Genomic DNA, 23,807 nt, shown 5'->3' with positions numbered 1-23,807 from the left:
TATCCATAGCTTTTATAAGCGACTACAGGTATGAATAATGGAGCGAAGTGTATTGAAAAAGTAGAGGGAACAAGTATGCTTTCTTATTTGAGAAAAGCCATACAATATAAGAATATTTAAAAAATGATTCACTATTATGAATCAAATAAGTTCAATCAAAATGCTGAATTTCAGTCAATAACCTTTAATTATTGAATTCTTCGTCAATTATTATTAAAAGCTCTAAAAAGTATTGAGCCAGAATGAATTCTCAAATTTAAGCTCTCCCCTGTCATCTTTTTGTTTAAGTTCATTCAACAGTTTCAGCGAGTCACCTACGGCATCACTACACAGAACAATCAGAGAGTCTTTCTTAGCATTCCCTATCGCATACTTGATAGATTCCGGCTCGGAGCCTGCAAGAGTGACCAGTTTTTTAGGATCGGTTTTATTGATACCGTTCCGGAGTAAGGAAGTTAAATATTCGGCCGATTTACCCCTGAGGTCACGGTCATTACGAATTATTATTTCATCGAACATTTCAGCGGCGATTAACCCAATTTTTTCAGTATCGCTATCCAGGCGGTCTCCTATTCCGGCAATTATCCCGACTTTATACTTAAAATCCAGAGAATCGATAAAATCTTTCAGAGCTCTCATTCCTGTAGGATTATGCGCATAGTCTATCATAAAACTAAAATTCTTGAAGCGAAATATGTTAAGTCGTCCCGGGGTTTGCGAATCGGAAGGAACAAAACTTTGCAAGGCCGTTCTCATATCTTCAATGCTAAATCCGCTTATTTGTGCAGCAAGAACAGCGGGCAGGATGTTCTGGATCATGAACTTTGCTTTACCATTAAAAGTGAGCGGGATATTCTCCACTTTCATCACTCTCATTTTCCAGACACCACTTGTTAAGGTTATATAGCCATTCTCAAACACTGCTGTGATGCCTCCTTCTTCCTGGAACCTTTGTATCCTTGGATTATTTTCATCCATAGAGAATAGAGCGATCTTAGATTTTAAATACTTCCTCATACCGAAAACCAGATCGTCATCTGCATTAAGAATGGAATAGCCATCATGCTTTACTGTTTCCGGAATAACAGATTTCACCTTTGCAAGCTGCTCCTGGGTATGAATACCATCCAGGCCCAGGTGATCTCCTTCTACATTAGTGACTATCCCGATGTCACAGGTCTTAAACGCCAGACCAGCCCGAAGAAGTCCTCCACGCGCACACTCCAGGACTGCAAAATTTACGTTTGGATCTCTTAATACCAGTTCGGTACTAACTGGTCCCGTGCAATCACCTTTCATAACCATTCGATTCTGGATGTAAACGCCATCGGTGGTGGTATAACCTACAAGTTTTCCGCTTAACTTGGCCATGTGGGCAATAAGTCGTGTAGTGGTGGTTTTCCCATTTGTTCCAGTTACCGCGATAATCGGGATTTTTCCATCCTTATTATCAGGGAATAAAGAATCAAGTACCGGGGCGGCAACATTTCTGGGCAGGCCAACAGTTGGTGCGAGGTGCATCCTGAAGCCTGGGCCGGCATTCACCTCTATCACCGAGCCTCCCGTTTCTTCAATAGGTTTGCTAATGTCACTGGTGATAAGATCTATACCGCAAATATCAAGATCTATGAGTTTTGCGATCCTTTCTGCCAGAAAAATATTGGATGGATGAACTATATCTGTTACATCTTCGGCCGTGCCACCGGTACTCAGGTTGGCGGTGTCTTTTAAAATAAGATGTTCTCCCGCCGGTAATATCGAATTGAGATCATAGCCTTTCTTATTAATAAGCTTAAGACTTGTTTTGTCAATCTCGATCTTTGTAAGCAGGTTTTCATGGCGAAATCCGCGCCGCGGATCCCGATTTGTCAACTCTACCAATTCGGCGATAGTTGAATGACCATCTCCCGTAACCTGGGCTGGGGAGCGTCTCGCGGCGGCGACAAATTTGTAATTTATTACTAGTATTCTGAAATCTGATCCATAAATATGATTTTCAACGATTACGGTGTCTGATATCTTTTTTGCCTGATGAAAGCCTGCTGTAGCCTGTTCTAAATCATGAATATTGGAAGTGATCCCGCGACCATGATTGCCGTTTATGGGCTTGATTGTTAAAGGGTAACCCACATCTTCACAGGCTTCTTCTAATTCTGAAAGTTCCCAGATTGTTTTGCCGTAGGGAACCTTTATCGAAGCCTGTCTTAGCAGGTTTTTAGTGTCTTCCTTATCACAGGCTATATCCACTCCTATATTGCTCGTTCTGCTAGTGATGGTCGCCTGAATTCTTCGCTGATTGGCACCATATCCTAACTGACAAAGGGAGCCTTCATTCAGTCTAAGCCAGGGAATGCCACGCCTTTCAGCTTCTTTAATAATCGCTTCGGTACTTGGACCTAATCTGCCATCTTCTTTAAGTTCTCTTAATTCCTGAATATCTTTATCAATTTCATATGGCCTATTAGCGATAAGAGCTTCGCAGATATTTACAGCTGCCCGGGCGGCGTATCTTCCGGCATTTTCTACAGTATATTCAAAAACTACATGATAAACACCTTTTTCACCATAACCTCTAGTTCTTCCAAAGGAAGTCTCCATTCCAGCCAGGCACTGGATTTCAAGGGCAACATGTTCTATTACATGTCCCATCCAGGTGCCTTCATCAAGTCTCAGTAAAAAACCGCCTTGCTTTCCTTCTGAACATCGATGTTCTTCAAGACCGGGAAGTAAATTCTTTAAACGCTTATTGAAGCCTTCAATTTCATTTGACGGGGAATTCTCAATTTCTTCCAGGTCAAGCACCATTACGATGAGTTTTGGGCGCCTTACAGACCAGTAGTTGGGCCCGCGTGTGGCGGTGATTTCCTTTATTTTCATGTGGGTTAGGTGATTGATTTATAATGACTTAAATAAAATTAGACTTTTTCAGCCAACAACTGTATTTTAGTATTCTAAAAGTTACGTTAAATGAAATCTAAAGGAACATTAATTCCAATAGGAGGGAATGAAAATAAAGGAGTTCGAACCAACGAAAAGTTTCATACAGAACGTATCGAAAGAGGAATTCTTTCCCGGGTTGTTGCTGAAAGTGGAGGTGTGGACTCCTTAATCGTTGTTATCCCTACAGCCTCCAGCATACCTGCAGAGGTTAGTCAGAGTTATATAGATGCTTTTGGTAAACTGGGCTGTAAAAATGTTGAGGTTGCCAACATTAGGAAAAGGGAGGACTCAGAAAAAATGGCTAACATAGAACTTGTTTCCAAAGCAGATTGCGTGATGTTCTCTGGTGGAAACCAGTCCGAAATCATCAATAAAATACGGGATACCAGTATACATAAGATATTGGTGGATAGATATCAAAATAGTTCGCTTGTTATTGCCGGTACAAGTGCTGGTGCTATGTGTATGTCTGAAGAAATGATAACCGGAGGCCGGCATAAGGAAGCATTTGTGAAAGGAGCGGTGGGAATGAGCAAGGGAATGGGATTTCTTCCTAATGTTGTGATCGACTCACATTTTATTCGTCGTGGCCGTTTTGGACGTCTCGCCGAAGCTGTCGCTAAATTTCCTCATCTTGTCGGAATAGGATTGGCCGAGGACACCGGGCTGGTGATCAAGGAGTGTAATACGGTAGAGATCGTGGGTACAGGAATGGTAATTATATTCGATCCCGGAGAACTTGAATATAATACCGAAAAATATGTGAGAGATGGTGAGTTAATGTCAATTACCAACTTAAAGACACATATCCTGGCACAGGGTGATATGTTTAACATACAGAAACATCAGGTAAAGATCCTTCACGTAGAGACTCCGCTGGAAGGACATCAGTCCTCGTAAATAGCCACCATATTTTCACCGTTGGAAGAACGCATGCCTCGGTACATGCCTTCCGTATTAAAAGGCATGGCTATATTTCCATGACGGTCCACAGCAATAAGCCCGCCGTCTCCATTTATTTCTAATAATCTGTGCAGGATCACTTCTTCAGCCGCTTCCTTAAGGGAAAGCTTTTTAAATTCCATAAGGCATGAAACATCATAGGCAACCACTCCGCGAATAAAGAACTCACCACTACCGGTACAACTTATAGCGCAGGTCTTGTTGTTCGCATAATTTCCAATACCTATAAGCGGAGTATCTCCAATACGTCCCCAGTTCTTATTGGTCATTCCACCGGTAGAGGTTGCAGCCGCCACATGTCCGTTTATGTCACAGGCAACCGCTCCCACGGTTCCAAATTTTGAATCCTTGTTATCACTATGATCAAGCTGAAAATGATCACTGTCTTTTATTTTCTGCCATTGCTGATAGCGGAATTCATCATAGAAATAATCTTCATTTTCGAGCTGAAATCCATGAAGTTTTGCGAAATTCATGGCTCCCTGTGCAGCCAGAAATATGTGAGGACTTTTTTCCATGATGGTTCGTGCCAGGGAAACAGGGTTTTTAATTCCTCTAACCAGGCTCACAGCCCCTGCCTTCAGATCGTTACCATTCATAATGGCGGCATCCATTTCATGAGTGCCATCGGCGGTAAAGACGCTGCCTTTCCCTGCGTTGAAAAGAGGCGAGTCTTCTAAAATTACCACGGCTTGTTCCACAGCAGCTACAGCAGATCCATTATTTACAAGAATTTTAAATCCTTCATCCATCGCCAGCTGCAAAGTATCACGATAAGCTTTTTCCTTTTCGCGTGTCATTTTTCCTTTTATCAGGGTACCGGCACCGCCATGGATCGCTATGGAATATCTTTTTTTCATCCTGTATCTTTCAATTTTGAAAACCCATAAAAAGTTACTGAAAATCACCAACTTATATTTCGGAAATTTGATAAAGGGAGGTTAAAGTTTAAGTGTCTAATTTGAACTTTCTGAAAATATCCCAGGTCTTTCCATTATGTTTTAAGATAAACAGATGGTCTGTTTTGAAGGAAACCGAATATTCACGGTCTTTGAAATCATTCCATACGGCAGGAAAGGTACTTCTTTTCAGGTCCCGGGTGGCCAGGGTGATGTGTGGATGAATATTTGAAGAGATCTCGTGGCTTTTCAGGTCAAGAAAATTCAACATAAGGTCCTGAAGATTTCTATGCAACTCAATAAAGGGCTCATGATCCTTAATTTTTACGAAGATCACGTTCTTAGCGAATTTTCCGAAGCCCTCAAGTTCTACATTAAAACTCTGCTGTTGTGCACTGAATTTTTCAATTTTTTTTATGAGAATGCGTTCCTTTATTTCAGGCATTCTAAATGGAATCTGCAGGGTAATATGAGCGGGAAGCTTTAAAGCATGTTTTACATGATGTTTTTCTTTTATTTCTTTTTTTAATGCATCAATTTCATCCCTTATCTTAGCTGGTGGCATGAGTGCAATAAAGTATAATGGTCGTTTTTCCTGGTTCATAAAAGTGTGATATAGAATAAAGCTCTATACCACACAATGTAATAAAATAATCAGGTTGACAGGAGATTATAGGAGTTCTTTCAGCTGGGCAGTGGCCTTATCAGAGTCCGGGAATTTGTCTGAAATAAAATTCAGTAGTTTTATTGCTTCACTTGTATATTCATTTTGAGCAAGATATTCGGCCGTTTCCAGTAATTCCTTTTCCTCATTCTTAAAATCATAGATATCAAATTCATTCTTCCTTATGTGATTGTAAAACTCCATTCCGGCTTCATACCCGTGGTGATGAATTTTACTTCTTAAACTTAATTCGATGGATTTTTTCGGGATGCTAAATTTCTCACCTCTAAGAATGGCATCTACCGCATTGGTAAGGCCCCCTACATTATTGCCTTTTTGATTGGTAAGAAAAATCACCGTGAATTTTTCCTTTGCATTGTAGTAAGAAGAGGCTTCAAAATTTCCGCTTTGCCCATGGTGATAATGGTAATGAAGGTTCCCATTCTGGAAATCTGATGATCCTAAAGTAGATTGATTGTTTTTATAACTGTCGAGTAATTTTATCAGGGATTCCTGCCTTAAGATCTCACCAGAATGAAGGCTCTCAATCCATTTAGACATGTCCTGAATATCAAGTGCAACCCAACCGCTCATATACGGTGGATAATTATCTGGAACGAATTCCACATCAAAAGCCTGGGCCATACCTGGTGCAGAATTTTCAGGATCGATGATCGAATTTTTTATACCTGCCGCATCGAGTAAATTTTCTTGTGTAAATTCTGAAAAACTTTGTCCTGAAACTTTTTCAACTATTCTTTTTCGCAGGAAGGTGTTCAGGTTATTATATTTATACCCGGTGCCCGGTTCAAACTCTAATGAATCCAGGTTTTTAAGATGATTCCAAACCTGTTCGTCCGTTCTGATTTTCTGATTATTAAAACTTGGTAGTCCACTTGTATACTGCAACAAATCTTTAATTGTTACCTTTTTTGACCAGCCGGGAAGGGCAGGGAAGTAATCTGAAACGGTATTATCGAGAGATAGTTTCTTCTTCTCATTTAGAAGCATAATGGCAACCCCGTCAAATTCCTTTGCAATTGAACCAATTTTGAAGATGTGTTCACGATTCAGGGGTTGGGATTTATCAGCCCTGGCATAACCAATTTCATTTTGATAAATAATTTGTCCATCAATGGCAACAAGCACATTTCCATTGAAGAAACCTCTTTGATGGGATTCATTAAGAAGGCTGTCAATTTTTAGTTTTTTATTAGAGTGAGATGAAGTTTGAGAATAAAGTAAAGTTGTAAAAAGTAAAAGAAATATACTGATGACTGATCGCATGTTGATTGATTTGCTAATTATAAATATTGAATAATTACTCTAACGACGATCAATTCATTTTTTTGTTACAAATTCAAATTTATTTAATAGCAATAATCCTTAACGGGCCGCCGCTACCTCCCTTGATCTTCATAGGTAAGGCGATTATAGTGAAGCCTCTTTCCGGAAGCTGGTCCAGGTTAGCAACATTTTCAAACGCAGGCACATTTTTAGCCATTAAGGCGACATGAGTAGCAAAATCCTGTGACTGCCCAAAATCTATACTGGCGGTATCTATTCCCACCGCCTTGATTTTTCTGTTTGCGATCAGCCATTCAGCCGCTTCAGCTGAAAGGCCCGGAAAATGTAATTCCTTAACCGCTTCAGGGCCTCTTTTATCGGTGCCCAGATATTTTTTGGCATTTGGATAATAGTTTCCAAAACCGGTTTGAAAAAGTACAATCCCGCCATTAGGTATAGGACCATGCTCTTTTTCCCAGTTCTGCAGATCTTTCAGGCTTATCAGATAATCAGGATTTTTCAGGGTACTGTCTGATACATTAACCTTTACGGCATCGCCTATCAGGTTTTCGAGAGGAATTTGGTCTACTGTCTGGGCTCCTTCAGCAAAATGTATGGGAGCATCTATGTGGGTCCCGCCGTGTTCTGCCGTAGAAAAGTTATTGGCAGAATAATAAAAGCCCAGATCTGTTTCACCCTTTGCGACTTCTTCCAGCTCAAATTCCCTGGCAGTGACCCAGTATACACTTTCATTAGAGAATGAATAGGTAAGATCTACAAATTCCCCGGTTTTTTCCTGTGCTAAAACAACCTGAAAGCCCAGGATAAAAAGGATGAAAATTAAAGTTCTCATATTTTAATATGTTGGTTAAAAATCCTAGTTCCAGTTCACCTTTGTATAACCTTCGATCCGTTTTGTGAAATCTTCAGGTTCCTCGGCATAGATGAGTTCGCCTTTTATTTTTGCATTGCCACGCAGGTGTTCACTGTACTCATTTACTAAAGCATGTATAAGTTCTTCCTGTTGAGGATCTTTAAGGTTAAATCCGTCTTTTTTGAGCCTGTCATTCAAAACCATAAGATCATGATCGTTACCAAGGTAATCTGCAAGTTCGTGAATTTCTGCTTCAAAAGTGCCGAATAATTCAGGCCAGGTTTCCTGGAGTAAAAGTATCTGATACCAGAGATATTTTACCCTCTTACGCCATTCATGAAAGATCTCCTTCCCGGGGTTTTCATAGGCTTGTTGAAGTGCCTTCTTTCCTCGTTTATAGACTCGTTGTATACTTGGGAGAATAATACTAATATCATCCTTACCTATTGGCCATTTGACCATTTCCTTTTGAGCATAATTCAACTTGTTTGGTAAATGTTCAGAAAAGAAACTTTTTTCACGCAGCTCTTTTTCCATTTCATCTCTTTCTTTCTCGATGTTCTTGATCACTGAATTGAAAAAGTTTACGTAGAGATAGTCACCGTAGCGTTCCCGCAGAACTTCCATAGTTTCTATATGGGCGGTAAGATCTCTGAAATCTGAAAGTTCCCTGCCCAGGTCCCGGTAATAGACATTAATAGCTTTATAGTTCTCTTCACCCATTTCATCCCTTACTAGTCTCGCCAGGGCCCGGAGTTTTTTAAGGCGCTTACGAATATCGTGTATGGCTTCATGTACATTCATTGTGGCAAGGGAGGTAATACAGCCATCTACTTCTTCGGCCGCCACGCTGGTAATATTCTTGGTTAAAGGTCTGTCTTTTTCGAATTTATAGGTCATCTTTAGATTTTCATATTAAGATACCTATTTGACCTTATACAAGGGGTTAGAGTTTTATTAAAATTGATAATAAAAAAAGCAGCCGATCGGCTGCTTTTTTACTTTAATTTTTCTCCACAAGTTTCTTGGAATCCTTAAAGTCCATCACTACCTGATGGCGTGTAAGATCCTCAAAGGTTTCCCGCTCTCTGATGAGGTGGGCTTTTCCTTTATACCATAGCACTTCCGGTGGGCGATATCTTGAGTTAAAGTTACTGGCCATGGAGAAACAATAGGCTCCCGCATTACTAAAACTGAGAATATCTCCTTCCCGTATTTCAGATATTTTCCGGTTACTGGCAAATGTGTCCGTTTCACAGATATAACCCACTACGCTATAAAAACGGGCCTTGGCCTCGGGATTGGAAATATTGGTGATATCATGATGAGAACCATAGAACATAGGCCTTATCAAATGATTGAAACCTGTGTCAATTCCGGCAAATACGGTAGAGGTAGTTTGTTTGATCACATTGACCTTTGCAAGGAATTTTCCCGATTCACTTACCAGGTATTTACCTGGTTCAAAAGCAAGGGCCAGTTCACAGCCGTATTCCTTGCAGAATTTATCGAACTTTTTGGTAAGCTGCGCACCAAGGTCCTCAATATCGGTCTCAATATCCCCTTCACGGTAAGGTACTTTAAATCCGCTTCCAAAATCTATGAATTCAAGTTCCTTGAAATTCTTGGCAGCTTCAAAAAGTATTTCAGAAGCATAAAGGAAAACTCCGATATCAAGAATGTCACTTCCCGTATGCATATGTATCCCGTTGATATGCATCCCGGTATTTTCAACTATTCGAAGCAGATGAGGCATCTGGTGAATACTTATACCGAACTTTGAATCTATATGACCTACAGAGATCTTGGAATTCCCTCCGGCCATCACATGAGGGTTGATCCTTATACATACCGGAATTTCAGGATGCCTGGTTCCAAACTGCTCCAGGATCGATAGATTATCGATATTTATCTGGGCACCCAATTTCACAACTTCTTCAATCTCCTCCAGGGAAACACCATTTGGTGTATAGATAATCTTGGAAGGATCCACTCCCGCTTCAATCCCCAGTTTTACTTCCTGAACCGATACGGTGTCAAGCCCGCATCCAATTGAATTCAAAAGTTTCAGAATGGAGATATTTGAAAGTGCCTTCACGGCATAATGTATCCTAAGTTCATTTACGTTAAAAGCAGAGGTGAGTCTTTTGTATTGCGAAATGATCTTTTCCGCATCATAAACATATACCGGGCTGCCGAATTCTTCTGCTATTGAAAGGAGGTCCTTTTGGGTCATCGTTCTTAAATATTTTGCGCAAAAATAACTTACTTATCTGTTGTTAGACAAGTGATATATCAAATATAACCGATTTATATTATTTGTTATTTCTGAAACGACCTCTAAGACTTAAGAACTACTCATTTCCAACCTTGCCGTATTCTGCTTCCTGATGAGAATAACACCTATACCGATCAGAATTCCTATACCTGCCATTGCTGCACCCACATACTGAGCAGATACAATTCCGTATCCATATGCTATAGGCAAACCAGCCAGGTAGGCACCACTTGCATTCCCCATATTAAAGGCACTCTGGTTAAGTGAAGAGCCAAGCATTTCAGATCCCTTTGCCGAATTAATCACCGCCATTTGGATAGGGGTAGCAATACAAAAAGCGATCACTGGTAATATAAAGGTCATCACGAGAACCCCGATCTGGTTATAAGCAATAAAAGTGTTAGAAATCAGTGCGATCACCATCAGCATGAGAGAGATGATCACTGCATTTATAGGACTGAACATTTCAGCCAGTTTTGCACCTAATAGATTTCCAACCACCATTCCTAGTCCGGCAAGTATCATTGCATAGCTTACAATACTTTCATCGTGCCCCGCAACATCTGTAATAAGCGGAGCTATATAACTGTACCAGGCAAAGAAACCTCCGGTTCCAATGGTTGTAAGTAGTATCACCATCCAAAGCTCTGTCTTTTTCAGGACCTTCAGGTCTTTTTTGAAGCCATTGGAAGTAGCTTTAGGCAGTTCCGGCATCCAGAATCTGATGCTTAGAACAGCAAGAACACCTACGATGCCAACTGCCAGGAAAGAGACTCCCCAGTTAAAATTCTGGCCCAGCCAGGTTCCGAGGGGAACCCCAAGAACGTTTGCCACTGTAAGTCCGGTAAACATCATGGCGATTGCCTGCGCATCCTTTCCTGGTTTTGCCAGCCTTCCTGCAACTACGGCACCTATTCCGAAGAATGCTCCATGAGGTAGCCCGGAAAGAAATCTGGAAATTAATAATAACAGATATGAATTTGAAAAGGCTGAGAGCGTATTGAATACTGTGAACCATAGCATAAGCGCCAGAAGGACCTTATGCGCAGGCCATTTGCTTCCAAAAGCCGTAAGCAAAGGAGCTCCCACCACAACACCCAGGGCGTATGCCGAGATGAAATGTCCTGCCCTGGGAATTGATACCTCCAGGGCCTGAGCCACTTCAGGGAGAATCCCCATTATCACGAATTCTGTCATTCCAATTCCAAATCCACCGATCGCAAGTGCTAATAAGGCCTTTTTCATAGCTTGAAAATTAAGTGCCTAATTTACAAGAGAATAGCTTTCAATGGTAGGATTAATCCAATTTTCTACGATAACCTTTTCGTAGAAAAGAGTCTTTTTTGAAAAGAAAGACCTGTTCTGAAACCGGCAGGTTTACTGAGAGTTAAGATGCTCAAAAAAGATTGGTACAATAGTATGTATTTGTTACTTTTGCTCTCCGTAACTAATCCAGAAGAAATAGCTGATTATGAATATACACGAATATCAAGGAAAAGAAATATTAAGCAGCTTCGGAGTACGCATTCAACGTGGTACCGTGGCAAGAAACGCCAAAGAAGCAGTTGATGCTGCAAAGGAACTCACCGAACAAACCGGAACCGGATGGCATGTGATCAAAGCTCAGGTGCACGCCGGAGGTCGTGGTAAAGGTGGTGGAGTGAAGCTTGCCAAGAATCTTAAGGAAGTAGAAGAGATCGCGGGAGAAATCATCGGGATGAACCTTGTGACTCCGCAAACTTCTGCTGAAGGTAAAAAAGTTCATCAGGTACTTGTAGCTGAGGATGTTTATTATCCAGGAGACAGCGAACCAGACGAATTCTATATGTCAGTACTTCTTAATCGTTCTACAGGTAGAAACATGATCATGTATTCTACTGAAGGGGGAATGGATATTGAGACCGTTGCAGAAGAAACACCTCACCTTATATTCACTGAAGATATCGATCCTGCAACAGGACTCCTTGGATTCCAGGCACGTCGTATCGCTTTTAATCTTGGATTAAACGGACAGGCCTTCAAGGAAATGGTGAAATTCGTGTTGGCTTTATATAAAGCCTTCGAAAAATCAGACTCTTCTCTATTTGAGATCAACCCTGTATTGAAAACAAGTGATGATAAGATACTTGCCGTAGATGCGAAAGTAACTTTAGATGACAACGCATTATTCCGTCATAAGGATTATGCAGAGATGCGTGATATTCGTGAAGAGAATCCGGTTGAGGTAGAAGCGAAAGAGGTAGGGCTGAATTATGTAGACCTTGACGGAAATGTTGGATGTATGGTAAATGGTGCCGGACTTGCGATGGCAACTATGGACCTTATTAAAATGGCAGGTGGTGAACCGGCTAACTTCCTTGATGTAGGTGGTACTGCCGATGCGAAAAGAGTAGAAGAGGCTTTCAGGCTTATACTTAAGGATGATAAAGTTGAAGCTATCCTGGTAAATATTTTTGGTGGAATTGTTCGTTGTGACCGTGTGGCGCAGGGAATTGTTGATGCCTACAAGAATATGGGAGATGCGATAAATGTTCCGATCATTGTAAGACTACAGGGAACAAATGCTGAAAAGGCGAAAGAACTTATCGATAATAGCGGACTTAAAGTTTACAGTGCTGTAGAATTTAAGGAAGCGGCCGATAAAGTACAGGAAGTGCTTTCTTAAAGGAGCATTCATTTTATATAAATAATGACCCTCGCCAATGGTGAGGGTTTTTTATTTCCACTTTTTAAAACAACCCAGGTAACTTTTCAGGGGGTATTAGTAGTCTTTTTTTGACAAAAAGTTAATTAAAGTCATAAATATTTGCAAAAACCTATGCTAAACCACCTTTTTTTATTAGTTATTAACCGAAAACGTTTTAGTTTTTTCCGAAATTAGGTTATCGTTTTGAAATGGAATAGCTTTGAGCGTGATGAGTAAAAATATTAGAAATATCGCGGTTTTAACTTCCGGGGGAGATGCTCCTGGAATGAACGCTGCTATTAGGGCAGTAGTTCGTGCCTGTTCTTTCTATAAAATAGATTGTACAGGAGTTTACAGAGGCTATCAGGGTTTACTTGATGGAGATTTTGAAAATCTTGACGCACGCTCGGTAAGAAATGTAATCAATAAAGGAGGAACATTTCTTAAATCTAGCCGGTGTGAAGACTTTAGAAAACCTGAAGGACGCAAATTGGCTTATGATAATTTAAAATCGGCTGGTGTTGATGCCCTTATTGTGATTGGAGGGAATGGAACCTTTACAGGGGCTCAATTACTAATTGATGAATATAACTTTCCGGTTGTTGGAATTCCTGCCACCATTGATAATGATATTAATGGTACCGATTATACCCTGGGGTATGATACCGCTTTGAATACGGTCGTTGAGGCCATAGATAAGATCAGGGATACTGCCAGTTCGCATAACAGACTTTTCCTTATTGAAGTGATGGGAAGAGATGCTGGCGACATTGCCCTGAATAGTGGCGTTGGAGCTGGTGCAGAGGAAATCATGATTCCTGAGGAGAGTGATAGTTTGAACAAGCTAATGAAATCTCTAAAGATCAGTCGTGAAAAAGGTAAAACCTCCAGTATTATTGTGGTCGCAGAAGGTGATAAAAGTGGAAAAAATGTTTTCGAACTTGCTGATCATATTAATGACGATCTTGATGATTACGATTACGATATAAGAGTTTCCGTATTAGGACATATTCAAAGAGGGGGGAAACCCTCTTGTTTTGATAGAGTACTTGCCAGTAAATTAGGCGTAGGTGCAGTGGAAGCTATTTTGAATGGAACATATAATGTCATGATTGGGGTTGAACGTAAAAAAGTAGTTCAAATATCGCTGAAGGATGCGATAGAACCAAGACATGAATTTGATCAAGAATTACGAAGGGTGGCAGACATCACTTCGGTATAATTAAAAACCAAAGAAAATGAGTACAAAAATTGGAATTAACGGATTTGGGCGTATAGGAAGAATTGCTTTTAGAATAGCCGCTCAAAATGAAAATGTAGAAGTAGTAGCTATAAATGACCTGTTAGATGTAGATCATCTTGCATATTTGCTTAAGTATGATTCAGTCCATGGAAAATATAAGGGATCTGTTGAAGTTAAGGACGGAAATCTGTTCGTTGATGGAAATAAGATAAGAGTAACTTCAGAAAAGAATCCTGCAGATCTAAAATGGAGTGATGTTGGTGTAGAAGTGGTACTTGACTGTACTGGAATTTTCACCGACAAAGATAATGCTAAGGCCCATCTGGATGCAGGAGCTAAGAAAGTTGTGATCTCTGCACCATCCAAAACAGCTCCTATGTTTGTAATGGGAGTGAACCATCAGGAGGTTACCGCTGATGATCATATCGTTTCTAACGCTTCATGTACTACCAACTGTCTTGCTCCACTTGCAAAAGTGATCGATGATGAATTTGGTCTTGTAGAAGGGCTTATGACAACTGTACATGCTTCAACTTCAACGCAATTTACTGTTGATTCTCCATCAAAAAAGAATTTCAGATTAGGACGTAGCGCGATGGCTAATATCATCCCAAGTTCTACCGGTGCGGCTGTTGCTGTAACAAAGGTGATCCCTTCTTTAAAAGGTAAATTAACCGGAATGGCATTTAGAGTACCAACCACAGATGTTTCTGTTGTTGATTTAACTGTACGTACAGAGAAGAATGCTACTTATGAGGATATTAAAGCCGCTTTCAAAAAGGCAGCTGACGGAGCCTTTAAGGGAGTTATCTCTTATACAGATGAAGAGGTGGTTAGCCAGGATTATGTTTCAGATCCTCACACCTGTAATTTTGATGCCGGTGCTGGAATAGCGTTGAATGATAATTTCTTTAAGTTGATAGCATGGTATGATAACGAATATGGTTATTCTGCCAAACTTATAGATCTTGCCGCTCACGTAGCATCTCTATAAAAACCTTTTTATTAAACCTGAAGAAATTCAGTTTAAGAGCATATTATTTATTAATTTTATCGCTTTAAACTGAATTATCTTCGGTTTATTTATTAATTATATATGAACGCATGATATTAATCGCTGATGGAGGCTCCACAAAGTGCGACTGGATACTTCTCAACAATGAAGGGGAACAGGTTTTTAAAACCAGAAGTAAGGGGCTGAATCCTGCTGTTTTTAAAGAAGCTATACTAGAAGAGAGACTTGCTGAAAATCCCGAACTTTCTGAGGTAAAGGATAAAATTGAACGAGTTCATTTCTATGGTGCCGGTTGTGGAACACCCACCCCGCGGGAATTACTTCGTAGTATTATAGCCAATTATTTTACGAATGCAGATGAGGTGCTGGTTATGGAAGATACGGTCGCTGCCGTACATGCCGCTACTACCGAGCCCGGAATAGTTTGTATCCTGGGAACTGGTTCAAACAGCTGCTATTATGATGGAGAGAACATTCATCAGGCAGTAGATTCTCTTGGGTATATCCTGATGGATGAAGCCAGTGGGAATTATTTTGGTAAAAGACTTATAAGAGATTACTACTATAAAAGAATGCCCCCTGAAGTAGCTGAAAAGTTCGAGGAGAAGTTCGATCTTAATTCCGATACCATCAAAATGCATTTGTATAGAAAGGATAATCCTAATACCTATTTAGCTCATTTTGCTGAATTTATTTTCACCAACGAGCGAAATGGTTATTTCTATAAACTGCTTCATGAAGGGATTACAGATTTTATTCATTCCCGTGTGTTGCTTTATCCACAGGTAAACTCGGTTCCGGTTCACTTTATAGGAAGTATCGCTTATTTCAGCGAAGATATCATTAGAGCGGTATTACAACCTTATGGAATAAAACTGGGGAATATCGTTCGCAGACCTATAGATGCTTTAATTGAATATTACAGGGAAAAAGTGATAAAGGTTTCTTAGAAAAAGACTCATTTTTAATGATATAAAAGGCCCGCTTCATAGTGGGTCTTTTTTTATTTAAGAGAACTTTTAGATAGCTTTAAGATTTCTGGTGCTTTGGTTGCTCAAAATAAAATTTTATGTTAATTTCAATTTGTAAATAACTGATAATGAAGCGCGCAGCCGAGATAATAAAACAGAATAGCAGCAGGATCATGGATGATTGGGAATGCTCAGTAAAACGGGAGATTGAGGCGTCTAATATCTCCAGTCTGGCTGTTCGCAATCAATTGCCAAATCTTCTGGATGATATTTCTGAAATAATGACCAGGTATGACGGTTTTGAAGGAATTCAGAAGCATGAAGAATACAGAGAGATCATAAAGAACAGTCTGGACCATGGTCGGCACCGGGCGACTTCTTCTCACTATACTGTAAAACAGATCCTTAAGGAATATGTGGTATTTCATAGGGTGCTAACCGAAATTCTTATTGAAAATGATGTATATACTAAAGAAGTAGGCATCATACTAAAATATACTCTTGAGACTGCGATGCTTAATTCAGCGAGTTCCTTTAGTGACTCTTTGCAGGAAATGAGGGAGAAACTGGTGGGTACCCTGGCTCATGATATAAGAACCCCTATATCTACCGCATATTTCGCATTGGATATTCTGCGCTGTAGCGATTCTGAAGAAAGATTTCATAAGCTGAAAAAGATGGGGCTCAAAAGTCTTGAAAAATCCCTTGAACTTCTGGAGGGACTTCTGGATGCAATAAGCGTACAGGCGGGGGAAGGAATAACCCTAAACTTTGAAAAGATAGATCTGGTTAAAGAACTAAAGTGGGTTTATAATGAGGCATCCCAGATATATACTAATGAGATCGGCTTCAGGTGTAAACCGAAAAAAATAACAGGTATTTTTGACGGGACCGCGGTAAGAAGGGTTGTAGAGAATTTAGTGACCAATGCCGTTAAATATGGTTCTCATAGCACGCCTGTTACTATTACTGTAGAAGATGAAGAAGACCAGGTGATTATCAGCGTTCATAACTATGGCAAACCTATTGCCAGGAAGAATCAGTCAGATATTTTCAAATTTCTTAAGCGCGGCCGTGATGTTAATAGCGGCAATTTAGAAAGCTGGGGCATGGGGCTTACCCTTGTTAAAAGTGTAGCTGAGGCTCATGGCGGAAAAGTCGGTCTTCAGAGTGATGAAGAGCACGGCACTACTTTTTCTATCAGTCTAATGAAAAATGCCAATTCACCTGGAAAAATCCGCACCGAATTAAACTATTCCGAGAACTGATTTTTCATTTATAATTCAATTATTATCAATCGTTTAGGTATAAAAAATTTTCGGCTTTGTATTCGAAAATAAATTACTTTTAGTCCAAACAAAATCAGAATGCTTGTAAAGGTATATGGTAGCTACGTTTTTGGGGTAGAGGCTACCACTATCACTGTTGAGGTTAATGTAACCTCCGGTATTGGTTATCATTTGGTGGGTCTTCCGGATAATGCGGTAAAGGAATCCAGCTATCGTATCACTGCGGCGCTTCAGAATAACAATTATAGACTTCCCGGCAAGAAGATTATTATCAATATGGCCCCGGCCGATCTTCGAAAGGAGGGTTCAGCTTACGACCTTACCTTTGCACTGGGTATCCTTGCGGCTTCACAGCAGATCAAAGCTGAAGATATTTCAGATTATCTTATCATGGGCGAGCTTTCGCTTGATGGGAGTCTGCAGCCAATTAAGGGAGCTTTACCCATTGCGATCCAGGCAAAGAAAGAAGGATTTAAAGGTTTTATCCTGCCTGAACAAAACGCTCAGGAAGCGGCTATTGTGGCTGGGCTTGAAGTTTATGGCGTGAATAATATCACACAGGTTATCCAATTTTTTAATGAAGGCCGTGAGCTAGAAAGAACCCGGATAAATACAAGAGAAACCTTTTACAATAACCTGGACAATTTTGAACATGATTTTTCCGATGTGAGAGGTCAGGAATCCATAAAGAGATGCATGGAGATCGCCGCGGCCGGTGGTCATAATATTATCCTTATTGGTCCTCCCGGTGCCGGCAAAACCATGCTGGCAAAGCGATTGCCAAGTATTCTGCCACCCATGACCTTGCAGGAGGCTTTGGAGACCACTAAGATCCACAGTGTTGCCGGTAGGATAAAGGATAATATAGGTTTAATGTCCCAAAGGCCTTTCAGAAGTCCACATCACACGATTTCGGATGTCGCTTTGGTCGGCGGGGGAGCCTATCCTCAACCCGGTGAAATCTCCCTTTCTCATAATGGAGTCTTGTTTCTTGATGAACTTCCCGAATTTAAAAGAGGGGTGCTGGAAGTGATGCGACAACCCCTGGAAGACAGGGAGGTGACTATCTCAAGGGCAAAATTCACGGTTACCTATCCATCGAGCTTTATGCTGGTAGCAAGTATGAATCCCAGTCCGGGAGGCTACTTTAACGATCCGGGAGCCCCGGTCACCACCACGGCTTCCGAAATGCAGCGATATTTAAGCAGGATCAGCGGTCCTTTGCTGGACCGTATCGATATACATATTGAAGTGACTCCGGTTCCTTTTGAAAAGCTGAGTGACGAAAGAAAGGGCGAAAGTAGTATCAGGATCAGGGAACGGGTTACAAAAGCCAGGGAAGTCCAGGCTGAAAGATTCAGGGATATAGAACATTTGCATTACAATGCGCAGATGGGACCAAGGCAGATAAGGGAGTTCTGTGTTCTTGACGATGCTTCAAAACAACTGCTGAAGACCGCGATGGAGCGCCTTAACCTATCTGCCAGGGCTTACGACAGGATTCTTAAAGTATCACGCAGCATAGCCGACCTTGAACAAAGCGAATGTATAAAAGGAAACCATCTAAGCGAAGCCATACAATACCGGAGTCTGGATCGTGAAGGCTGGCTGGGTTGATATCTTCAGTTTTAATTAACTAAACCTTTAAAGGTTTTTTATATTTTTGGTAAAACCGTGAACAACCGGTCAGAAACCGGCTATTTAACACCGGAAACCAATAACCTAAACTGATGAAACGACTAATTGCAGTAATTATCGTTCTGATAATTGCCTCTTGTAAAGGGGATAAATCTCAGGGCGATAAAAAAAATACCATCTCAACCGATAGTATTAGTAAAGATATAAATAAGATTATGGCTCCAGAGCCCGTGACCCTTACCATAGATGAAGCAAACGAGCTGGTAGAATTGCCTTTAAGCTGTATAGATACCGAATATCCCAATAAACTGGGACAAACCCTTGAAAGCAAGGAAGCTATTGGCGAGCCGCACGAACTACATCCCGCATTCTATGGGTGTTTTGACTGGCATTCTTCGGTTCATGCACACTGGTCTTTGGTAAGTCTTGTTAAGCAGTTTCCTAAAATCGAAAAAAAGGAGGCTGTACGTGAAGCTTTGCAAAATTCACTTTCAGAGGAGAATATCCGGGGCGAGGTTGAGTACTTCAACCGGGCAGAAAGCGGATCTTATGAGCGTACCTATGGTTGGGGCTGGCTGTTGAAACTGGCTGAAGAATTAAGGACCTGGGAAGATCCGCTTGGGCAGGAGCTGGCCAACAACATGCAGCCTTTAACAGATCTTATAGTGCAGAGATACATAGAATTCCTTCCTAAGCTTAATTATCCTGTAAGGGTTGGAGAGCATACAAATACGGCTTTCGGCCTTGCATTCGCTTATGATTATGCGAAAACTAGTGAGAATGAGGAATTAATGGAGGCCATTAAAAAGAGAGCTCAGAATTTTTATTTAAAAGATGATAACTGCCCGGTAGAATGGGAACCCAGCGGATATGATTTTCTATCTCCCTGTCTGGCTGAGGTTGATATTATGAGACGTGTGCTGCCAAAAAACGCTTTTAGTATGTGGATAGACGATTTTATGCCGCAGCTGAAAAATAAAGACTTTACTATGGAAGTGGGAGAGGTTTCAGACCGTACTGATGGAAAACTGGTTCACCTGGACGGGCTTAACTTTAGTCGTGCCTGGGTCTTCTACGGCCTTGCCAATCAATATCCGGAACAATTTGGGCATCTTGAAACTCTCGCTGAAAAACACGTGGCCTATTCTTTTCCAAATGTTGTGGGCGATAGCTACGAAGGCGGACACTGGCTGGGAACTTTCGCTATTTACGCTTTGCAGGAAGCAGGGAATAAGAAAAAAGAGTGAGGAACTTCTTCAGGAATTTAGGACCAGGGATACTTGTTTCTGCCGCTTTTATAGGCCCCGGAACGGTTACCGTATGTAGCCTGGCCGGAGTTAATTTTGGATACTCCCTCTTATGGGCGCTTCTAATCTCGGTATTTGCCTGTATCATTCTTCAGGAAATGTCGGCGAGGCTTGGTCTGGTCTCCGGGAAGGGTTTAAGTGATTGTATCCGCGAAGAGATCAGGATACCCTTTATAAGAGTCATTACACTAATCCTCATATTTTCAGCGATTGTCTTAGGTAATGCTGCCTACGAGGCCGGTAATATTACCGGTGCGGTATTGGGGCTTGAGGCTGTCTTTCCTTCCGTCAGTTTTGAAATGGGGGCTTTTAATCTTAATATTTGGAGTCTTGTGATTGGCGGCCTCGCATTCATTCTGCTTTTTCTGGGCAGTTATAAGAAACTTGAAAAGGTGTTTATTGGTCTTGTGCTGCTTATGAGCATCGCATTCATTTTAACCGCATTTCTAACAAGGCCGGATATTTCAGGGGTGTTAGAAGGTTTTATTCCAGGATCTTTTGATGCCGGACTTTTAACCATCATAGCTCTTGTAGGAACAACAGTGGTACCATATAACCTTTTCCTTCATGCTTCATTGGTTAGTGAAAAATGGCAGGGCCAAAAATATCTTGGGACCGTGAGGAAAGAACTGGTCTTTTCAATAATGCTGGGCGGACTCGTTTCCATGGCCATTGTGATCTGCGCTGCAGCATCAAATATTACACAGATAGAGGATGCCGGCGATCTGGCTGCGGGGCTTGAGCCTTTATTTGGTAATTCAGCAACCATATTTCTTGCTATAGGTTTACTGGCTGCGGGTATTACTTCTTCAATTACCGCACCTCTGGCTGCGGCTTATGTAGTGCAGGGTTGTCTCGGGTGGAAAGGAGGTATGCAGTCAGGGAAATTCAAAATGGTATGGATCATTATCCTTATCCTGGGGGTGGTCTTTTCTTCGCTAGGGGTAAAACCTGTGGAAATAATACAATTTGCTCAAATTGCCAATGGTCTTGTACTGCCAATCATCGCAATTTTCTTATTTTGGATAGTGAATCAGAGTTCGGTTCTTGGGGAGTACAGGAATAGCATCTTTCAGAATGCCATTGGCCTGCTGGTGATCGCTCTCGCTGTCTTCCTCGGGGCGAAATCAATTTTTAGCGTAATTCAGAATCTGTAGATCAGCATGAAAAAGACGATACACCTTAACTGTGACCTTGGAGAGGGAGGGAAGTTCGATGAAGAGCTTATGCCTCTAATCTCGGCCTGTAATATAGCCTGTGGCGGCCATGCGGGCAACCTGGAAACCATGCATCATACCGTAAGACTTGCAATGGAGCATAATGTTGAAATTGGAGCGCACCCGTCTTACCCAGACAGGGAGAATTTTGGAAGGAGCTCTGTTGAAATGTCTGAAGAAGATCTCAGGCTTTCCATTGAAGGGCAGGTTCTAAGTCTTAAGCAGATCACCGAATCTGAAGGCGGAAAACTTACACATATCAAACCTCATGGAGCTCTTTATAATGATGCTGCAAAAGATGAAAACATTGCCAGGATCATTGTTGAAAGTCTTGAAATTCTGGAAGGAAATTTCAGGCTTTATGTGCCTCCGAATTCAAAAATTTCGGAACTCGCCATGGGAAAATTCGACCTCTTTTTTGAGGCCTTTGCAGACCGTAATTATAACGAAAATTACAGCCTTGTTTCCCGGGCAGAAAAGCATGCTTTGATCACCGAAAAAGAGGCTGTTTTTGAGCATGTTTTTTCTATGTTTAAAGACCATAAAATCTCATGTGAAAACGGAGCGAAAATCGATGTAAAAGCCGACACTTTTTGCGTGCATAGTGACACGCCATCTTCACTTGAAATTATTGAATTTCTTCACAGAAAATTTGCCGAACACGGAGTAGGAGTAAAGAATACATAATGAAAGAATTTCCCGAAATATCACCCATGGGAGAGCGGGCGATTTTGATCAATTTTGGTGAAAATTATAGCCCAGAAAAGCTCCGGAAGCTTCTTTTTTACAAAGATTTGCTGGAAAATAAATTAGTTAAAGAAAAAGTTGAAGTAATAAACACATATAACTCGATATTAATTAGTTACATGTTCACTATAGAAGATGTTTATAGTGAGATTTCGAGCTTAAAGAGCCTGTTTGACGAGGCCAATATACCAAAAAACTTTAACTCACAAATTTTTTATGTTCCGGTATGTTATGACGAAGAATTTGGGCCAGACCTTAAACTCATTTTAGACGAAAAAGATCTGGAAATTGAGGAAATAATTAAGCTTCATACTGCTCCGGTTTACCAGGTCTATTTTATAGGATTCTTACCCGGATTTTTATACCTGGGAGGGCTGGATGAGAAGCTGCAAATTTCACGAAAAAAAACACCCCGAAAATCGGTTGAAAAAGGCTCGGTTGGGATCGGGGAAAAACAGACCGGAATTTATCCAAAATCCAGCCCCGGAGGATGGCAGATTTTAGGCAAATGTCCGGTAGAACTTTTTGACAAAAATGAAGATCCGCCAACACCATTTTCGGCCGGGGATAAAATCAAATTCTTTTCGGTTTCCAGGGAAGAATTTTTTGAGATCGAAGAAGAAGTGAAAAGAGGAAATTATAAATTGAAATCTGAAAATTATGAAGGGGGAGATTGAAGTTTTACAGCCGGGATTATTTTCAAGCATCCAGGACCTTGGTCGTTTTGGATTTCAAAAATATGGTGTTCCTCAAAGTGGAGTGATGGACAGGTACGCGATGAGAATCTGTAATCTTATCCTCGGGAATGCACAGGATACTTCGGTTATGGAGATCACCTTCCAGGGGCCTCAATTAAAATTCTCGGCTTCTACAGCCATTTGTATCAGTGGCGCCGATCTATCGGCAAGTCTTAATGATAGTCCAGTTGAACAAAATAAGGTTATCAATATTTCAGCCGGTGATACTTTGAGATTTGGAGCCCGAAAGGCCGGGTTCAGGGCTTATATTGGTATTCTTGGCGGGTTTCGGTCAGAGGAACTTATGGGAAGCCAGAGCTGGTACGAGGGGCTTACCACCGATTTCAGGCTGAAAAAAGGGATGAAACTGTCTTTTGGATCAAAAGATTTGCAGGAAAAGGATACACATTCCCATTTGAAGATAGATGAAGAGTATCTGGGATCAGATATTATAGAAGCATATCCCGGACCTGAATTTGAAAGGCTTTCAAAGGAACAGCAGGATAAATTGTTTTCTACATCCTTTAAAACAGATAAGAACAGTAACCGGATGGCCGTTCAAATTGAAGAAGATCTGGAGAATGATCTGGATCCTATAACAACCGGGCCTGTGGTCCCGGGAACGGTACAACTTACTCCTTCAGGAAAATTGATCATTCTTATGAAAGACTGCCAGACCACCGGTGGTTATCCAAGGATACTTCAGCTGAGCGAAAAAGCTCAGCAGGTACTTTCGCAAAAAATGCCGGGGGAAAAAATAAACTTCAGAAAACTGGATTATTAGCAGGATCTGTGCTAAATTAGAGTGTAGATGATGGGGCAAAAAAAGATTCGCTTAGGTTGTGAATGTATAGAAAAGACTCTACTCAGAACTATAAACCAACCTTCGAATATTTTTCTGCCCCCTAATTTTTTTTGATTTATCAAATGCCTTCGCAAATTAGGCGCTTCAGCCTAATTTAACAAGAGGGAAAACCCCCGATTTTTTAGGCCTAATAGTTATTTTTTTGTTAAAGGATTTTCTGATTATTCCCGAAGATAGTTTAAGGAAG

The 23,807-nt window shown here is 40.9% G+C and carries 20 protein-coding genes; 12 read left to right on the top strand and 8 right to left on the bottom strand.

Going from position 1 to position 23,807, the window contains the following annotated elements; translation table 11 throughout:
• Positions 1-222 precede the first annotated feature (222 nt).
• Positions 223-2,877 carry a cyanophycin synthetase gene (gene cphA / locus NE848_RS14540; RefSeq protein WP_252114915.1) on the bottom strand — a complete coding sequence of 885 codons (2,655 nt, stop codon included), beginning with the start codon at positions 2,875-2,877 and terminating at the stop codon, positions 223-225.
• 90 nt (positions 2,878-2,967) lie between these two features.
• Here cphA and NE848_RS14535 point away from each other — a divergent pair, with 90 nt between their 5' ends.
• A complete protein-coding gene (locus NE848_RS14535; protein ID WP_252114913.1) occupies positions 2,968-3,840 on the top strand; it encodes a cyanophycinase in 873 nt (290 codons plus the stop codon).
• On the opposite strand, the gene NE848_RS14530 is transcribed toward NE848_RS14535, so the two are convergent.
• The 7 genes from NE848_RS14530 to NE848_RS14500 form a co-directional block, all read right to left on the bottom strand.
• Positions 3,828-4,763 (bottom strand): isoaspartyl peptidase/L-asparaginase family protein, encoded by a 936-nt coding sequence (locus tag NE848_RS14530; protein WP_252114911.1) that lies wholly within the window; start codon positions 4,761-4,763, stop codon positions 3,828-3,830. The genes NE848_RS14535 and NE848_RS14530 overlap by 13 nt on opposite strands.
• An 88-nt stretch (positions 4,764-4,851) precedes the next feature.
• Positions 4,852-5,406, bottom strand: a complete 555-nt coding sequence (locus NE848_RS14525) for a 2'-5' RNA ligase family protein (protein WP_252114909.1) — start codon at positions 5,404-5,406, stop codon at positions 4,852-4,854.
• A 66-nt stretch (positions 5,407-5,472) separates the two neighbouring features.
• Complete coding sequence (locus NE848_RS14520; RefSeq protein WP_252114907.1) at positions 5,473-6,753, bottom strand: serine hydrolase domain-containing protein; 1,281 nt, start codon at positions 6,751-6,753, stop codon at positions 5,473-5,475.
• 79 nt (positions 6,754-6,832) lie between these two features.
• Positions 6,833-7,606 carry a cyclase family protein gene (locus NE848_RS14515; RefSeq protein ID WP_252114905.1) on the bottom strand — a complete coding sequence of 258 codons (774 nt, stop codon included), beginning with the start codon at positions 7,604-7,606 and terminating at the stop codon, positions 6,833-6,835.
• A gap of 24 nt (positions 7,607-7,630) precedes the next feature.
• Complete coding sequence (locus NE848_RS14510) at positions 7,631-8,527, bottom strand: CHAD domain-containing protein (protein WP_252114903.1); 897 nt, start codon at positions 8,525-8,527, stop codon at positions 7,631-7,633.
• Between the two features lie 103 nt (positions 8,528-8,630).
• On the bottom strand, positions 8,631-9,863 hold the full coding sequence (lysA, locus tag NE848_RS14505) for a diaminopimelate decarboxylase (RefSeq protein ID WP_252114900.1): 1,233 nt from the start codon (positions 9,861-9,863) through the stop codon (positions 8,631-8,633).
• 111 nt (positions 9,864-9,974) lie between these two features.
• Entirely contained in the window at positions 9,975-11,150 is a 1,176-nt protein-coding gene (locus NE848_RS14500) for an MFS transporter (RefSeq protein ID WP_252114898.1), read from the bottom strand.
• A gap of 226 nt (positions 11,151-11,376) precedes the next feature.
• Here NE848_RS14500 and sucC point away from each other — a divergent pair, with 226 nt between their 5' ends.
• The 11 genes from sucC (at position 11,377) to NE848_RS14445 (ending at position 23,539) form a co-directional block, all read left to right on the top strand.
• Positions 11,377-12,570, top strand: coding sequence for an ADP-forming succinate--CoA ligase subunit beta (gene sucC / locus NE848_RS14495; protein ID WP_252114896.1), 1,194 nt, complete (start codon positions 11,377-11,379; stop codon positions 12,568-12,570).
• A 250-nt stretch (positions 12,571-12,820) separates the two neighbouring features.
• Entirely contained in the window at positions 12,821-13,813 is a 993-nt protein-coding gene (gene pfkA, locus NE848_RS14490) for a 6-phosphofructokinase (protein ID WP_252114893.1), read from the top strand.
• A gap of 16 nt (positions 13,814-13,829) precedes the next feature.
• The gene (gene gap, locus NE848_RS14485; RefSeq protein WP_252114891.1) at positions 13,830-14,828 is read left to right on the top strand and encodes a type I glyceraldehyde-3-phosphate dehydrogenase; all 999 of its coding nucleotides are present in this window, start codon (positions 13,830-13,832) and stop codon (positions 14,826-14,828) included.
• 110 nt (positions 14,829-14,938) lie between these two features.
• The gene (locus NE848_RS14480) at positions 14,939-15,799 is read left to right on the top strand and encodes an N-acetylglucosamine kinase (protein ID WP_252114889.1); all 861 of its coding nucleotides are present in this window, start codon (positions 14,939-14,941) and stop codon (positions 15,797-15,799) included.
• A 149-nt stretch (positions 15,800-15,948) separates the two neighbouring features.
• On the top strand, positions 15,949-17,088 hold the full coding sequence (locus NE848_RS14475; RefSeq protein ID WP_252114887.1) for a sensor histidine kinase: 1,140 nt from the start codon (positions 15,949-15,951) through the stop codon (positions 17,086-17,088).
• Positions 17,089-17,187: 99 nt separating this feature from the next.
• Positions 17,188-18,726 carry a YifB family Mg chelatase-like AAA ATPase gene (locus NE848_RS14470; protein ID WP_252114885.1) on the top strand — a complete coding sequence of 513 codons (1,539 nt, stop codon included), beginning with the start codon at positions 17,188-17,190 and terminating at the stop codon, positions 18,724-18,726.
• Between the two features lie 113 nt (positions 18,727-18,839).
• The gene (locus tag NE848_RS14465) at positions 18,840-19,994 is read left to right on the top strand and encodes a DUF2891 domain-containing protein (RefSeq protein ID WP_252114883.1); all 1,155 of its coding nucleotides are present in this window, start codon (positions 18,840-18,842) and stop codon (positions 19,992-19,994) included.
• Positions 19,991-21,211, top strand: coding sequence for an Nramp family divalent metal transporter (locus NE848_RS14460; protein ID WP_252114880.1), 1,221 nt, complete (start codon positions 19,991-19,993; stop codon positions 21,209-21,211). The genes NE848_RS14465 and NE848_RS14460 overlap by 4 nt, the downstream gene beginning before the upstream one ends.
• Positions 21,212-21,217: 6 nt before the next feature.
• Positions 21,218-21,958, top strand: a complete 741-nt coding sequence (gene pxpA, locus NE848_RS14455) for a 5-oxoprolinase subunit PxpA (protein WP_252114878.1) — start codon at positions 21,218-21,220, stop codon at positions 21,956-21,958.
• Positions 21,958-22,695 (top strand): 5-oxoprolinase subunit PxpB, encoded by a 738-nt coding sequence (pxpB, locus tag NE848_RS14450; protein WP_252114876.1) that lies wholly within the window; start codon positions 21,958-21,960, stop codon positions 22,693-22,695. The genes pxpA and pxpB overlap by 1 nt, the downstream gene beginning before the upstream one ends.
• Positions 22,679-23,539 (top strand): 5-oxoprolinase subunit C family protein, encoded by an 861-nt coding sequence (locus NE848_RS14445; protein ID WP_252114874.1) that lies wholly within the window; start codon positions 22,679-22,681, stop codon positions 23,537-23,539. Before pxpB ends, NE848_RS14445 begins: the two co-directional genes overlap by 17 nt.
• Positions 23,540-23,807: the final 268 nt, after the last annotated feature.

This window comes from Gramella jeungdoensis, from assembly GCF_023805255.1.
Taxonomy (GTDB): domain Bacteria; phylum Bacteroidota; class Bacteroidia; order Flavobacteriales; family Flavobacteriaceae; genus Christiangramia; species Christiangramia jeungdoensis.
This window is presented reverse-complemented; position numbering and strand designations above follow the sequence as displayed.

Coding starts and splice junctions, on each gene's coding strand:
- lysA (WP_252114900.1), bottom strand. CDS start 9,863: ATGACCCAAAAGGACCTCCTTTCAATAGCAGAAGAATTCGGCAGCCCG.
- NE848_RS14515 (WP_252114905.1), bottom strand. CDS start 7,606: ATGAGAACTTTAATTTTCATCCTTTTTATCCTGGGCTTTCAGGTTGTT.
- NE848_RS14475 (WP_252114887.1), top strand. CDS start 15,949: ATGAAGCGCGCAGCCGAGATAATAAAACAGAATAGCAGCAGGATCATG.
- NE848_RS14520 (WP_252114907.1), bottom strand. CDS start 6,753: ATGCGATCAGTCATCAGTATATTTCTTTTACTTTTTACAACTTTACTT.
- pxpB (WP_252114876.1), top strand. CDS start 21,958: ATGAAAGAATTTCCCGAAATATCACCCATGGGAGAGCGGGCGATTTTG.
- NE848_RS14470 (WP_252114885.1), top strand. CDS start 17,188: ATGCTTGTAAAGGTATATGGTAGCTACGTTTTTGGGGTAGAGGCTACC.
- NE848_RS14525 (WP_252114909.1), bottom strand. CDS start 5,406: ATGAACCAGGAAAAACGACCATTATACTTTATTGCACTCATGCCACCA.
- pfkA (WP_252114893.1), top strand. CDS start 12,821: ATGAGTAAAAATATTAGAAATATCGCGGTTTTAACTTCCGGGGGAGAT.
- NE848_RS14530 (WP_252114911.1), bottom strand. CDS start 4,763: ATGAAAAAAAGATATTCCATAGCGATCCATGGCGGTGCCGGTACCCTG.
- pxpA (WP_252114878.1), top strand. CDS start 21,218: ATGAAAAAGACGATACACCTTAACTGTGACCTTGGAGAGGGAGGGAAG.
- NE848_RS14480 (WP_252114889.1), top strand. CDS start 14,939: ATGATATTAATCGCTGATGGAGGCTCCACAAAGTGCGACTGGATACTT.
- cphA (WP_252114915.1), bottom strand. CDS start 2,877: ATGAAAATAAAGGAAATCACCGCCACACGCGGGCCCAACTACTGGTCT.
- sucC (WP_252114896.1), top strand. CDS start 11,377: ATGAATATACACGAATATCAAGGAAAAGAAATATTAAGCAGCTTCGGA.
- NE848_RS14445 (WP_252114874.1), top strand. CDS start 22,679: ATGAAGGGGGAGATTGAAGTTTTACAGCCGGGATTATTTTCAAGCATC.
- NE848_RS14465 (WP_252114883.1), top strand. CDS start 18,840: ATGAAACGACTAATTGCAGTAATTATCGTTCTGATAATTGCCTCTTGT.
- NE848_RS14500 (WP_252114898.1), bottom strand. CDS start 11,150: ATGAAAAAGGCCTTATTAGCACTTGCGATCGGTGGATTTGGAATTGGA.
- NE848_RS14510 (WP_252114903.1), bottom strand. CDS start 8,527: ATGACCTATAAATTCGAAAAAGACAGACCTTTAACCAAGAATATTACC.
- NE848_RS14535 (WP_252114913.1), top strand. CDS start 2,968: ATGAAATCTAAAGGAACATTAATTCCAATAGGAGGGAATGAAAATAAA.
- gap (WP_252114891.1), top strand. CDS start 13,830: ATGAGTACAAAAATTGGAATTAACGGATTTGGGCGTATAGGAAGAATT.